This is a genomic window from Mesonia aquimarina (assembly GCF_003667275.1).
Lineage (GTDB): Bacteria > Bacteroidota > Bacteroidia > Flavobacteriales > Flavobacteriaceae > Mesonia > Mesonia aquimarina.
Genome location: NZ_RCNV01000001.1, coordinates 36,042 through 47,951 on the forward strand (window position 1 = coordinate 36,042; position 11,910 = coordinate 47,951).

The following is an 11,910-nucleotide window of genomic DNA, read 5'->3' on the forward strand; positions in this document are numbered from 1 at the left end:
TAATGGGCATTTAAAAACCAATGATTATGAAGATAGAAAAGAACAAAATAGTCTTTGCAGCGGTGCTTGCCGTAGTATTCATTTTCCTGATTTCCTATTCCATTATGGTTATGGGCAATGATGAAAGTGAAAACGAAAACCTTAAAGAGACGTCGGTTCCCGCATTGGAAGAAGATCAAAAGGAGTACGATTCCAAACTGGATGCCATCAATGATCTTAAGGAAGTGCGGGAAACCAACGCACCAAGCATCTACGATGAAAAGCTGATCGATTCCCTCGGCTTTTACGATCCAGATTTGCCCGAACAGGAAAAGGAACGCATTGTGGATAGTATCTACTCCGCAGGGAAAATCAAGTATTCCGAAAAAAATTATCGGAATATTGGGGTTAAGAAAACTGTTGTCAAGGTCGCAAAAGTGGTTGACTCCGCTGCAATAAAAGCGGAAGAAAAAATTGCTGCAAAGGAAATGGGGCTGGAACACCAGTTGTTTTTTGCTTCCGATCCCAAGGAAAGCACTGTTTCCGTGTCCGGTTCAACGGATGCTGTAATCTATGCCGTTGTAGATGGTGACCAAGTAGTCAAGGCAAATTCGCGTTTGCGGATGCGCCTGACCAAAACCGCCACCATCAATAGCAAACGGATTCCAAAAAACACTCCAATTTACGGTTTTATCAGTTTTCAGCCCAATCGGGTTTTGATTGAGATCGAGAACATTCAACATCAACCCACAAAACTGAAAGCATTCGATCTACAGGATGGTAGCGATGGCATTTATGTGGAAAACAACTTTCGTGCAGAGGTAACCAGCGAAGTTGTAGGCGATATGGTGGATGACATAAACATTACGGGTGTACCACAAGTAAGCGGTTTCAAAAAGATATTTCAGCGCAACCACCGGAACGTAAAGGTTACCGTACTCAACAATTACAGACTAATCCTAAAGCCTAAATTATGACCCCATAATCCCGAACTGAATTCGGGACAAGTAGGGCATTTAAAAACTCACTCTTATGAAAAATTATATTTTTATCTCAATATTTCTGTGCGGTACAGCCTTCGCAAAAGCGCAAACACCTATCACACTCGATACCATTTATGCCAATGACCAAAAGAACGTGGCCTTGTTCTTCCCAGAACCCATACGTCAGGGAATTACGGGATCAGACAATTTTGTATTCACCTACAATCGCGAGAAAGAACAGTATTTTGGATTGCTCCAAGCAAAGCCGGGAATGGAAAGTAATCTGTTGGTGGTCAATAGAAATGGTTCAGTTTTTTCGTATATTGTAAGGTATAAGAAACAGCTTGATAGACTGAATTATTTTATACCGAAGTCTAAAAGCATCGGCAATGAAAAGCCTATTGTTGCTGATTCGACAAAAGTAGTTGTGTTTAAGAAGGAGTTGGGAAATGAGGTCTATTATTACCAAAAATTTTGTTCCTATTTAATTGATCGAAAGCAACGGATTGGTCGTATAAAAAAGCGAAATGAGGGCATCGTTTTAAGTATTGAAAACATTGTTTTTGATAAGGAAGAGCTTTACTTCGTAATCCAGATTGAAAATAAATCTACCTTGGATTACGATCTGAATTTCTTAAAATTATCGGTAGAGACGAGACAAAAGGGTAAAAAGAAATCATTGCAAAGTCTTTATCAAGAGCCTATTTTTAAATATAATCTGCCTACCAAAGTAGTTGAAAATGAAACCGTTAGACTGGTTTACGTGCTGCCAAAATTTTCGATAAGCAATGACCGCAGGGCGGTTTTAGAGATCAACGAAAAGAACGGGGAAAGGCACTTAAAATTAAAAATATCGCATAGATTTATCAATAACCCAAATTAACTTAGATATGAAAAGAATAGCCATTTTTTCGTTAGTAGCACTTTTTCTGTCCTGTGCTGGGAAACAAGATCTTTCGCCGAGCGAAACTTCAAAAATCGTGGTGGAAAGTTTCTACAATAAAGATAATACAACCCTAAAGAAACATACCACCCCCGAAGGTTTTGAAGGTCTAAAAATGATACAGGATTTGATGACCGCAGGCAAATCAGGGGATTCCAATTTTAAAGTTTTGGAAGAAACTTCCGATGATAAGACCGCTTGGGTAAGGTTTACAACCTCTTATGAAGAAAATCCTGAATTATTCAAACTGCTTAAGGTAGATGGTCAATGGAAGGTTACGCAGCAAGGGCCAAGGGAGAAAGGGCCGTTTTGAAATAGTTACATTTGTGGAATTACCGTTTCCTTCAACCAATGGAACGCAGCTTTTTGATCGTATTGGATTTCCGGCCGTAACAAGCCTTCCATATCACCTTCAAAAGCTGCATCGTTTTCTTTGGCTTCCATATTTAGGAGGAACTCTTTTTGTGAAGGGACTTTGCCAACGGAAAATTCCATATAAGCCTTAAAGCACTTGATAATTTCATCAATGTCGATATCTACATTTTGTCTGGAATAATCCAGATCAAACAAATCCCTTCCTTTACTTCGTTGATAGAGTGCCCTTAACTTCGTGCCCAAAAGTTCATTGATTTTATATGTTTTAATATCCGCTCTTCCCGAAAACCAGGGGTTATCTATATCAAACGAGAATTCCATTCACTTCAGTACCTTAAAATGTTCTTTGCAGTTGATCTCTATCTTGAGCCGGCGACGCTCATTTTCATATTCCGATGTAAAACGGTACAGCGCTTTTGCTCCGTGCCCCCTTTTACCTGTGTACGCCTATCTTCCTCAAAAAAAGTAATGACCTCGCCTATGCGCTTCATAATGGGTTTGATAGGGCCTTCCTTAACCTGTACAAGGTCAATATCCTCGGAATACCTTGGAGCGGGGTTGAGATAAAGTTTATGTAAGGCTGTACCACCACGGAAAGCGAGGTTCTCCCTCAAAAAATCATCGTCAAAAATTGCCACCAATGCTCGGCTAATGACTAAATCCTGTTCAACCTGTGCAAATTCTTTCCAAGGTGCGTTTTCCCGCCATTGGGCTATATAAGGTTTTGAAATCATAAGTCGCTTTCTAACTGTAGGTTGGTATCTACCTTCCATTTATTATCCACCGAACCAGGTCGTTGTTGGTTGGTCGGCTTCAATAAAACCGGATGTATTTTTTGATTTTCCAAATGTTGAAAAATTAAATTGGACAAACTATTCTCTTGATCTATTTCATCCAATAAAAAACCCAGTCGTTGGAGTGTTGCCTTATTGCCATACCAACTCAATAAATCATCAAGATCATTATGGGTAACTTCTTCCAACAATTCTTCGATGGTGGATAGCATCCGGTTCAGCCCCCCCAATTTATTTTGATAATGCACCAAGTCTGCCAAGGTCAACGCCGGACTGGAAATATGATAAATACCGGCATCTGATTTTTTGGAAAGTATATTTTTTTCCGGCCAAGCGGAAGTGGTCAAAAACCGGATATTAATGGCCGACTTTTGAATATTCAATAGTTTGGGAGTTACTGTCATTACATAATCGTGCTGGGCTTGTTGATGGCTTGCACCATAAGCTTTTGCGGCACTATAAAAACCCAAATAATAACTACGGTCTAAATAATCAAAAAGTTTATCGATATAGAGACTTATGGGTAGTTTTCCGAAATTGGAATATCTGGGAGTGAGTATTAGGTAAAAACCTTTTCTTAAATTAATGACTTTGTTCTTTTCAATTAAATGAGCCAATTCCAGCCAAATTGCATTTTTGCTCTTCGTGGTCTTTTCCAATAGTTCATCAAGGGAAAAAGAATATTCTTCCACAGACAGCAATTTATCAATATATTCCGTTACCATAACTTTAGTAATTATTAGAGCAATATATAGTTTTTAGACATAAAACTAAAATAAATACTATTAAAAGCTCAAGATAATGCGTAGTTGTGCACTAACCCACACAGTTGCTTATAGCAAAAGTTGTGCTGACGCTTTTATCTTTCGTTCAGGTTTTCGATTTAAAGATCAAATTGTCCACTTCCAAATATTTCCGTTTCATAAGACTTAAAGCAAAAGCTCCGGCAGAAGCAGTAAAAACAGAAAAATCAAAAGCTCCTTTTATTCCGGTTGAAAAGGTCATTGACAAAGCAAACAGTAAAAGTAGCAATCCGCTCAATTTTGCAAACAGTTCCGTCTTAAATCCGATTATCAAAAAAACCGCAAAAATAATTTCAGCTCCTGTGGCCAAAATTCCGATGGTGGGGACGAGTGAATTCGGGATCCAAGGATTTATCAGTTGGGTATAGCCCAGAAAATTATCCCAATTGCCCCAAACAGAAACATTTTTGCTCCATATTCCGAACCTGTCGGCCACTGCCGATAAAAATCCGAATGAAATTGCCAATCGCAAAAAGAGCTTGATTATCTTAACAGTCATATTTATATACTTAAAAATTCCATTTTTCGATCAGGTTTGGTAAAACGCATCACAACTAGGCATCATCAGAAAGGGTATCTGGCTCAATATGAATCAAAATATTCATTAATTGGGGGAGTTCATTATGCAATCTATCTTTCAGTTTATGCGCAAGGTCGTGGCCTTCTTCAACACTTATTTTTCCATTGACGGTGGCGTGTAGATCCAAATGGTACTTCATCCCTGCTTTACGGACAAAGCATTTCTCCGTTCCCAATATTCCATCTACTTTTAGTGATACGTCACAGATTTTCTCTACCAGATCATCATAAACGTGTTCGTCCATTATTTCGCCAAGTGCCGGCCTGAAAATAAGGTAGGAATTGTACAAAATAAAAGCAGATGCAAAAAGTGCCGCCCAATCATCGGCAGTTTCATAACCCTTTCCAAAGATCAATGCAATACTGATACCAATAAAAGCGGTAACTGATGTAATGGCATCGCTTCGGTGGTGCCACGCATCGGCTTTGAGCGACGAACTGTTCGTTACCGCCGCTTTTTTGGAAACATAGCGATAAGACCCTTCTTTCCAAATGATGATTACACCAAGAACAATGAGTGTCCAAGCTTTAGGGACTTTATGCGGAGTTTGTATATTGATGATACTTTCATAAGCGATAATGGTAGCAGAGGTCACCAAAAAGGCAACCACCAAAAAGGTAATCAAAGGTTCTATTCGGGTATGACCATAGGGATGGTTTTTATCTGGTGGCCTCTGTGCGTATTTTAAACCTAAAAGAACAAATGTTGAAGAAAAAATATCAGCGGTAGATTCAATGGCATCAGCTATTAAAGCGTAAGAATTTCCTAAAATACCGGCACTTCCCTTGATCAAGGCCAATAAAATATTGCCCACTATGCTAAAGTAGCTTGATTTTATTGCCGTTTCCTCGTTTGTAACACCCATTGACCGCCCGTTTTATTTAACAAATTCAGAACAATCGGGGGAAGGCTGATAGGTTCCTGCGCCTTGCTGATAAACGAGGGAGGCACCTAAATGCCCAGTGTAGCAAAGTCCGAAAAGTCCGGCAGCCAATAAAAGAAGGGAAAAAGGCCTTGCCAAGGATAAAAATCTCTTGGGCATAAATCGAAAGCCTATTATCAATGCCAATGCAACGGAATACGTGATAAGGCTAGCATAACCCCACCATTGGTGTTCTTGAAGCACCTCGGGATCACATATTTTCCTTACTTCAATGTCGTACGCCAATTCCCCGGTATAAATGGTAATCCAGCCACTCAACACTCCAATAAACAACATTACAATGGTCGTTTGACCTAAAAAAAGTTTATGACCATCATTTGAGAAAAAAGGCTTCAATAGTGCTGCTATTGAAGCCAATAATAGGGTAACAATAGGCAAATGGACGAGAAAAGAATGCCATAATTCTTCCCTCCATATTGAAGGAATTTCTGCCATTAAAATCAGTTTAAGACTTTAACAGAAATAGGCACGAGCTTATTACCCTTTTTTTCAACGGTAACCTCTACTTTGCCATCTTCTTTTAAACTGTCGAAGGTAGTGGTGCTACCATCTTTGGTTAGGGTCGTTTCATCGGTAAAATAGAGTTCCAACAATTTATCATCTGAAGTCCTAACATAAATTTCTTTCTCTCCCGGCTCTACTGTTTCGGCAACACCTTGATAAGTACCTGAATCCACTATGTCGGTTTTCTTGTTTTCTCCGCAGGAATTCAATAAAAATAGGCAGCCGAATAGTGCGGTTAAAATTAATTTTTTCATCTTTTTTGAATTTTTAGTTTTTCAAAGTTACTAAAATATCGTTCAAATGCTTATCAATATTGATAATTGATTGATGAATTTATAGAACCATCAAATAATAATCACAGAAGACAAGTGTAAGAAATATATTACATTTAAGGTTTTTTTAGAATCTTCAAAATAATTTATAAAAAACTCGGTTATCTTACGTATGAAAAATTGGTTATTAAGTATAAGTTTTGGTTTGCTTTCTTGTTTTTACTCAAATGCCCAGGATATTTTTGGAAAGTGGGAAACATACAATCGTCACACCGGCGAAGTTCGCTCTATAGTAGAGGTCTTTCAAAAAAACGGAAAAGTATATGGCAAGGTTTTACGGATTATGGATAAAGAAGACCGCGATAACCTTTGCACCGAATGTGAAGGAGACGACAAAAACAAGAAAATAGAAGGCCTTGTTTTAATGAAAAATTATGAGAAGGACGGAGAAGAATATGTTGATGGGACAATTACCAATCCGAATGACGGAAAAGTTTACCGGTCAAAAATATGGCTCGATGAAAATGACCCCAATATTTTGAACGTTCGGGGCTACATTGGCTTTTTCTATAAAACAATGGAATGGGAACGGATGACGGAGTAGAAATGATGCATAACTTCATTTTTCAAATATCGACCTCGCCTCCTCATAAACCCGCTCAAAATTAGTTTCTAAATCAACTTGGGTAAATTGCTTTGATTCCTCGGGAAGCTCTCGCTGAATCTGCTGCAATTTAAACTGCACTTTTTTATCCTTCCCATCGGCATAGGTTATAAACTCGCCCTGTTTCAAGCGAAAGAATACATCTGCCCGGATTTTAGGGATTTCCTTTTCCCCTGTGGTTATGCGGGTATCAAAATCAAGGTTATGCCCACGGCTCACGCTTTTGGTAGGATCCTTTATAATCTCAAAAAAGCGTTCGTAATATTTGGCGGTGTCCGGGTCATTTACCTTACCGAAAAACTGGTAGGAAAGGTTGCTCAAGATCGCCTTGCTTGCCTTATCGCCGTACATCATATCGTTCTGTATCTTGTCCTGCATCACGTAGATGGTGGCAATGTCATAACTCCGCAAAGTTGCCGGAATCCGGTGCATATTCAATAGCCGTATGGTCGGGGCTTCTTCCATCAACAGAAACGATGGTTTGGAATTGCGCACACTCATTTGTTTGGTGATCGTATGGATTATTGTTGCAATGACGGGCGAATAGGAGGTTTCAAATTTTGGATTGTTCACAATCGAAATTACCGCAGGGTTATCTTCATTATTGATGTTGAGCGGCACTTCGTCTGCGGATAATGCCATAAAGATACGTTGGGTGCTTATCCGTTTTAGTGCATTGGCCAAGGTGCTTTTTACACCGGCGGTCTGCCGTTCGGAATCCTTTCCGCTTATAAAAGCGTCCGCCATTGCCCGTACTGTTGTGTTGGTTTCCAAAAACTGGATGAGACTGTCCGTGTCCAGATACTGATAAATGGCGATCAGATGCGGCAGGGTACAGAATTTTGGATAAGAGGTTTTTAGCTTCCAGATCAGTCCACCAATCAATCCTTCCGCAGCATCATTGAAAAATTTGGTCGTTCCCGAAGTTCCGGACTCCCTTTGCTCCAACAAGTTCTCGATCAGCACCCGGGAAACCTCGTTTACGCTTTCCTCGTTCTCTAAATACCGTGGGGCAATAGGATTGACCCTATGTATAATTTTATCAAAGGAAATCACTTTAAAAGGGATGTCACTATCCTTGAAAAGCGGATAAGCCATTTCCGTCAACTCAAAATCTTTGTAGTCGTGAATGATCCCGCAAAAGCCCTCTTTTTGGAAATGTTTCAGGAAACCATAAACTACGCTCTCGGTCTTGCCACTTCCGGCAGATCCTATGATGGATGCTCCACGTTTTACATTTTCCAATGTAAAACTTTCCTTGCTCGTTGCAAAGCTTACACGATACTTGCTCTCGGCACTTTTTGGCTCGTCCGTTTTGTGCAAAAAAACGTACAGTCCCGTATTAATTAGCATCAGCGGGCAAACCAGAATCAATGAAATCAAAATCAGTTCATTGTTGCTCGATTGGTAAAACACCAGAACCCCAAGTAAAATCACGTTTAAAATAAAGGCATAACGCGTCAACCTGTACAGCATATAAAATAGCGTACTTGTTAAACCAATGATTGCGAGTACCGTTGTAAGGTTGTCCAGTTGCATAACTAAGATTTAGATTCCGATGGAACTTGATTTGATGGCCACATCCAAACCCTTGCGCAGCTTATTGAAAACCTTTAGGGCAAGCTGTGCTTGATTGGTCGGGATACTTGGCATTATCGGGATACCCGTTTCCCGCATCAACTTAAAAGCAATCGCTTTTTCATTGGTGGGCAGTTTCATCAACGAGGCAAAATAGATTTTTGGGTTTTTAATAAAATCCTTCCTCGCCTTGTAGGTTTCTGCGAAGTTTCTTTGGTAGCCAAACGTCCTGTCAAAGGTCTTTTCGGCATTTTCAAAAAACTTGTCCCGGTCGAAACCCCGTTTGACTTTCTTACCGTTCATCTCGACATCGGAGGCTTTGTATTTGCTCCCGGGCGAAAGACTGAACGAATTGGAAGCGTCTTTCCGGCTCACGACGATGTGGATATGACTTTGGTTTCCGGCCTTGGGCATTCCCTGGACGATCCGTTTGCCATCCTGTTGGTGTGGCGCTTGGCGTTCCAGTTTTGCGATTTCTTTTTCTCGTTTCCTAACACTTCCTTCCATCGAGCCGCTTTCAATACTTCGGATCTCGTTTTTCAGCTGAAGTATTTTGGTGGCAAAGGGTTGGTTTTCCTTGATCTGTTTGTCGGTTCCCTTAAAGGTTCGTTGGTGTTCAATTTTTGCATAATATTTTATATCATCGATATTGACTGGCCGCCCATTGATTTTCCGGTTGAATGATGCTACATAATCTTTCATCAGCTCACGGGTGTACTTTTTTAAATCTTCGCTGCTGTTCTGCAATCTGTTTAATTCATACTTCGACGGACTGACCGTAATTGAATAAAATTTAGGTTCTTTCTTTTTTAATTTTGCACCGTTTCCATCAATATCTTTTACCACTTCTTCCGCTGAAAACTCATCGCCATATTGATTGAAAAAGTGTTCCATCTCTTCCTGTTCCAGACCTTGATTTTCCTTTTCCAAATAGCCCACAAAATCGCCTGAACTTTGTGAATAATTTCCTCCTAATTTTTGGGGTGTGATCGTGATATACATAGCTCAAAAATTTATAGTTCTTTACTTTGGTTTTGCTTTTCTCGGAAACGTACTTCCTTCTTTTCTTCCACAAATTTCTTCTCTAAGATCAAGGGTTTCTTTTTGGGTACTTCGGTCTGAAAAAGGGATTCGATCATCGCCACGGTGGGTTTGGTTTGGGTCTTTTCCATATCCCTCATTATGGCGATTACCGCATTGATCCGTTTCTTTAAATTTGCCTCGATCGTCCTTCCGGTCGGGCCCAGTTTTTCCCGTGGGGATATTTCGTTGTAGAAGAAAAAATCGAGCATCACAGCCATTGCCTCGGTGTGTGATTTGAAGTGTGCTCTTGAAAATTGCTGGAAACGCTTGGCGGTTTCCTTTTTGAATCTAATGCCTATAAATGAGTCCATAATTCGCCGATTTGTCGCAAATCCTTCCCTAAAAATGGGCGCTCACAGGGCGTTTGTCGCAAATTGTAGAAATCTAAATAATCGAATAATTTTTAAGTATTTAAAAATCAGATTATTAACAAGGAAAAGGAGTACTTAACATCGCATCGCGTGTTACCCTCTTGCTACTCCTTTTCGTTCGCCACGGGCGAACAAAAATTTCGTACAATCTGGCTAAAAGCCAATTGCCAATTTCAGGGAAAAAATTTCCCGTTATGTGATTTTTCGATGGGCAGGGTTATCGGCGAAAGTCAAAAAATGGATACCCCTGCGTAAAATTGAATGCTGAATTTCAGCGAAATAAAGATAGGTATTTTTCAACTTATGGGATATAATTTTCTTAAAAAATAGCTTCTTTTTTTAGAAAAAGTATTAAATTTAAACAGTAGACCTTTCAAGGTCTAAAGAACAAAGGGAAAATTCAGGTAACAGCGAATTTTCCCTTTTTAGTTATTATATGTACCCCTGAAATTTCAAAGGTTTTTCCATTCCTATTTAGACAATTTCAAATATTAAACACATAGGTATAACTGTACAGATTCCGTAGTGCTTCCTCTTCGATCATCACATCAAAATTGGTGCAATGTTCTTTGGCATATTTTCGGATATCATCTCCAAATTTATGCTCAACGTCCTTTTTTGAACTTTTTAAAAGGCGCTCTTGGGCTTCCCCGTTCAGGTCTGAAAAATTTAGATAGATCATAATTTTTAGGTTTTGAAGGGTTAGTATTCGCTCGGTAACATCAACGTATTATCCACAAAAAATAACCTTAATTCATCAAGTGGAAAATCCGTTACATTGTATCGGTGGGTTTCAAAAATATTTCCATTGCCATCACTATAAATTATCTCGGCTTCATAGCCTGAATAATCCTGTTTTTCCTTGGGCAACCTTTTAAAGTCGATGGTTACAAAATAGCTTTTGCCCATCAAGGTTTTGGCAAATGCGGAGGTATCGGTTATCAGCCAAAAGCATTCCGCAGCTTCCGCCAAATATTTCAGTCCGTTGGTGTATCGGGTTCTTAATAATGGGATTTGAAACACGGTTTCTGAACCGTGAAAATGTTGTAATCCCTCTTTGATTTCGTTAACTTGTGCTTTCATTGTTATCTAATTTTAATTAATGGATAATGAAAAAGAGGGCGAAACTTTAGACGGAAACGCCCTCTTTATTTTTAAATTAATCGGCTTAACTATTGCCGTCCTTAGTACCTAACAAAAGAATTTCATTGGCTTCCACTTCGGTAACATATCTTTTGATACCGTCCTTGTCCTCGTAGCTTCGGGATTTCAGTTTTCCCGTTACCCCGATTTCTTTGCCCTTTCCGGCATATTTCTCGATGATTTCGGCAGTTTTGCCCCAGGCTACTATCGTGTGCCATTCGGTATTTTGGATTTTTTCGCCCTCGCTGTTTTTGTAATACTCATTTGTGGCGAGTGAAAGACGGGCTACCTTTTTACCGCTTTCAAGGTTCGTAATGGTTGGCTCCTGTCCAACGTTTCCGATCAACTGTACGTGATTTTTTAAAGTACTCATAATAAAAGATTTAAAGATTAATTGAAATGCTACCCGAGACCCATTCGGATAGTTTACGTTTATGTTTTTTTGAAGTGATTTACTTATTATATCCAGAGCGTTTTCCTTTTTTTGTTTTTTTAGTCCCGCTTCCTTTTTGATGTTTTTGTAAGATTTCATACTATTCAGTTTAGATTTACTTCCCATAGAGCCGTCCGCTGTTACCTTTTTTTGTTGCTGATACATTTTCAATATTTGGAATTAATAAGGACTTATAAAAGGGAGGTACGACCGGTTATGCAGTCCGTTTAACTTCCAAATGTTGGTATTTTGCTTACAAAAAAACGGTTGGGACAGCGGCGGTGCGGGAGTAGGTCTAAATGCCTTTTGTGAAGTACAAAAACATAGGAGGCGGGACTAAATTATAAATGGAATTCCGATGAAAAGCGGACTCCGTTCACGGTTTCGTATTGGAATGGAGTGCGCTTCCCGGCAGCGCGGGAAGGGCAAACGGAACGGAAAGTAGCAATCGGGGACGGTGTC

17 protein-coding genes are annotated in these 11,910 nt (G+C 39.5%); 4 read left to right on the forward strand and 13 right to left on the reverse strand.

What is annotated here, in order from left to right:
* Positions 1 to 26 precede the first annotated feature (26 nt).
* From traM to D9R05_RS00210, 3 genes are read left to right on the forward strand one after another with little or no spacing between them, the layout of a single operon-like run.
* Entirely contained in the window at positions 27 to 956 is a 930-nt protein-coding gene (gene traM, locus D9R05_RS00200; protein ID WP_008615579.1) for a conjugative transposon protein TraM, read from the forward strand.
* Between the two features lie 55 nt (positions 957 to 1,011).
* Positions 1,012 to 1,845 carry a DUF4138 domain-containing protein gene (locus D9R05_RS00205; protein ID WP_121665215.1) on the forward strand — a complete coding sequence of 278 codons (834 nt, stop codon included), beginning with the start codon at positions 1,012 to 1,014 and terminating at the stop codon, positions 1,843 to 1,845.
* Between the two features lie 7 nt (positions 1,846 to 1,852).
* Positions 1,853 to 2,218, forward strand: coding sequence for a hypothetical protein (locus D9R05_RS00210; protein WP_008612778.1), 366 nt, complete (start codon positions 1,853 to 1,855; stop codon positions 2,216 to 2,218).
* Positions 2,219 to 2,223: 5 nt separating this feature from the next.
* On the opposite strand, the gene D9R05_RS15660 is transcribed toward D9R05_RS00210, so the two are convergent.
* The 7 genes from D9R05_RS15660 to D9R05_RS00240 all read right to left on the reverse strand — a co-directional run bounded on the left by D9R05_RS15660 (position 2,224) and on the right by D9R05_RS00240 (position 6,158).
* On the reverse strand, positions 2,224 to 2,601 hold the full coding sequence (locus D9R05_RS15660) for a nucleotidyl transferase AbiEii/AbiGii toxin family protein (RefSeq protein ID WP_262696551.1): 378 nt from the start codon (positions 2,599 to 2,601) through the stop codon (positions 2,224 to 2,226).
* A gap of 38 nt (positions 2,602 to 2,639) precedes the next feature.
* Positions 2,640 to 3,014: a nucleotidyl transferase AbiEii/AbiGii toxin family protein gene (locus D9R05_RS15665; protein ID WP_262696552.1), complete on the reverse strand. Its 375-nt coding sequence runs from the start codon at positions 3,012 to 3,014 to the stop codon at positions 2,640 to 2,642.
* Positions 3,011 to 3,799: a type IV toxin-antitoxin system AbiEi family antitoxin domain-containing protein gene (locus tag D9R05_RS00220; RefSeq protein WP_121665216.1), complete on the reverse strand. Its 789-nt coding sequence runs from the start codon at positions 3,797 to 3,799 to the stop codon at positions 3,011 to 3,013. The genes D9R05_RS15665 and D9R05_RS00220 overlap by 4 nt, the downstream gene beginning before the upstream one ends.
* A gap of 145 nt (positions 3,800 to 3,944) precedes the next feature.
* Positions 3,945 to 4,376, reverse strand: coding sequence for a hypothetical protein (locus D9R05_RS00225; protein ID WP_040879652.1), 432 nt, complete (start codon positions 4,374 to 4,376; stop codon positions 3,945 to 3,947).
* A gap of 55 nt (positions 4,377 to 4,431) precedes the next feature.
* Entirely contained in the window at positions 4,432 to 5,322 is an 891-nt protein-coding gene (locus D9R05_RS00230; protein ID WP_008612781.1) for a cation diffusion facilitator family transporter, read from the reverse strand.
* A gap of 12 nt (positions 5,323 to 5,334) precedes the next feature.
* Positions 5,335 to 5,835 carry a DUF2231 domain-containing protein gene (locus D9R05_RS00235; protein ID WP_008612784.1) on the reverse strand — a complete coding sequence of 167 codons (501 nt, stop codon included), beginning with the start codon at positions 5,833 to 5,835 and terminating at the stop codon, positions 5,335 to 5,337.
* Between the two features lie 5 nt (positions 5,836 to 5,840).
* Entirely contained in the window at positions 5,841 to 6,158 is a 318-nt protein-coding gene (locus tag D9R05_RS00240; protein WP_121665217.1) for a hypothetical protein, read from the reverse strand.
* A 190-nt stretch (positions 6,159 to 6,348) separates the two neighbouring features.
* Here D9R05_RS00240 and D9R05_RS00245 point away from each other — a divergent pair, with 190 nt between their 5' ends.
* Positions 6,349 to 6,780: a DUF2147 domain-containing protein gene (locus D9R05_RS00245; protein ID WP_121665218.1), complete on the forward strand. Its 432-nt coding sequence runs from the start codon at positions 6,349 to 6,351 to the stop codon at positions 6,778 to 6,780.
* Between the two features lie 15 nt (positions 6,781 to 6,795).
* Here D9R05_RS00245 and D9R05_RS00250 read toward each other — a convergent pair whose 3' ends face one another.
* The 6 genes from D9R05_RS00250 to D9R05_RS00275 all read right to left on the reverse strand — a co-directional run bounded on the left by D9R05_RS00250 (position 6,796) and on the right by D9R05_RS00275 (position 11,388).
* Entirely contained in the window at positions 6,796 to 8,379 is a 1,584-nt protein-coding gene (locus tag D9R05_RS00250; protein WP_121665219.1) for a type IV secretory system conjugative DNA transfer family protein, read from the reverse strand.
* A gap of 9 nt (positions 8,380 to 8,388) precedes the next feature.
* On the reverse strand, positions 8,389 to 9,420 hold the full coding sequence (gene mobB / locus D9R05_RS00255; RefSeq protein WP_121665220.1) for a MobB family relaxase: 1,032 nt from the start codon (positions 9,418 to 9,420) through the stop codon (positions 8,389 to 8,391).
* A gap of 11 nt (positions 9,421 to 9,431) precedes the next feature.
* Positions 9,432 to 9,812 (reverse strand): BfmA/BtgA family mobilization protein, encoded by a 381-nt coding sequence (locus tag D9R05_RS00260; protein ID WP_121665221.1) that lies wholly within the window; start codon positions 9,810 to 9,812, stop codon positions 9,432 to 9,434.
* A gap of 544 nt (positions 9,813 to 10,356) precedes the next feature.
* Positions 10,357 to 10,554: a hypothetical protein gene (locus tag D9R05_RS00265; RefSeq protein ID WP_121665222.1), complete on the reverse strand. Its 198-nt coding sequence runs from the start codon at positions 10,552 to 10,554 to the stop codon at positions 10,357 to 10,359.
* A 20-nt stretch (positions 10,555 to 10,574) separates the two neighbouring features.
* Positions 10,575 to 10,955: a DUF6876 family protein gene (locus tag D9R05_RS00270; RefSeq protein ID WP_121665223.1), complete on the reverse strand. Its 381-nt coding sequence runs from the start codon at positions 10,953 to 10,955 to the stop codon at positions 10,575 to 10,577.
* Between the two features lie 85 nt (positions 10,956 to 11,040).
* A complete protein-coding gene (locus D9R05_RS00275; RefSeq protein ID WP_121665803.1) occupies positions 11,041 to 11,388 on the reverse strand; it encodes a single-stranded DNA-binding protein in 348 nt (115 codons plus the stop codon).
* Positions 11,389 to 11,910: the final 522 nt, after the last annotated feature.

Coding starts and splice junctions, on each gene's coding strand:
- D9R05_RS00265 (WP_121665222.1), bottom strand. CDS start 10,554: ATGATCTATCTAAATTTTTCAGACCTGAACGGGGAAGCCCAAGAGCGC.
- D9R05_RS15660 (WP_262696551.1), bottom strand. CDS start 2,601: ATGGAATTCTCGTTTGATATAGATAACCCCTGGTTTTCGGGAAGAGCG.
- D9R05_RS00270 (WP_121665223.1), bottom strand. CDS start 10,955: ATGAAAGCACAAGTTAACGAAATCAAAGAGGGATTACAACATTTTCAC.
- D9R05_RS00275 (WP_121665803.1), bottom strand. CDS start 11,388: ATGAGTACTTTAAAAAATCACGTACAGTTGATCGGAAACGTTGGACAG.
- D9R05_RS00235 (WP_008612784.1), bottom strand. CDS start 5,835: ATGGCAGAAATTCCTTCAATATGGAGGGAAGAATTATGGCATTCTTTT.
- D9R05_RS00230 (WP_008612781.1), bottom strand. CDS start 5,322: ATGGGTGTTACAAACGAGGAAACGGCAATAAAATCAAGCTACTTTAGC.
- D9R05_RS15665 (WP_262696552.1), bottom strand. CDS start 3,014: ATGATTTCAAAACCTTATATAGCCCAATGGCGGGAAAACGCACCTTGG.
- traM (WP_008615579.1), top strand. CDS start 27: ATGAAGATAGAAAAGAACAAAATAGTCTTTGCAGCGGTGCTTGCCGTA.
- mobB (WP_121665220.1), bottom strand. CDS start 9,420: ATGTATATCACGATCACACCCCAAAAATTAGGAGGAAATTATTCACAA.
- D9R05_RS00205 (WP_121665215.1), top strand. CDS start 1,012: ATGAAAAATTATATTTTTATCTCAATATTTCTGTGCGGTACAGCCTTC.
- D9R05_RS00225 (WP_040879652.1), bottom strand. CDS start 4,376: ATGACTGTTAAGATAATCAAGCTCTTTTTGCGATTGGCAATTTCATTC.
- D9R05_RS00220 (WP_121665216.1), bottom strand. CDS start 3,799: ATGGTAACGGAATATATTGATAAATTGCTGTCTGTGGAAGAATATTCT.
- D9R05_RS00210 (WP_008612778.1), top strand. CDS start 1,853: ATGAAAAGAATAGCCATTTTTTCGTTAGTAGCACTTTTTCTGTCCTGT.
- D9R05_RS00240 (WP_121665217.1), bottom strand. CDS start 6,158: ATGAAAAAATTAATTTTAACCGCACTATTCGGCTGCCTATTTTTATTG.
- D9R05_RS00260 (WP_121665221.1), bottom strand. CDS start 9,812: ATGGACTCATTTATAGGCATTAGATTCAAAAAGGAAACCGCCAAGCGT.
- D9R05_RS00245 (WP_121665218.1), top strand. CDS start 6,349: ATGAAAAATTGGTTATTAAGTATAAGTTTTGGTTTGCTTTCTTGTTTT.
- D9R05_RS00250 (WP_121665219.1), bottom strand. CDS start 8,379: ATGCAACTGGACAACCTTACAACGGTACTCGCAATCATTGGTTTAACA.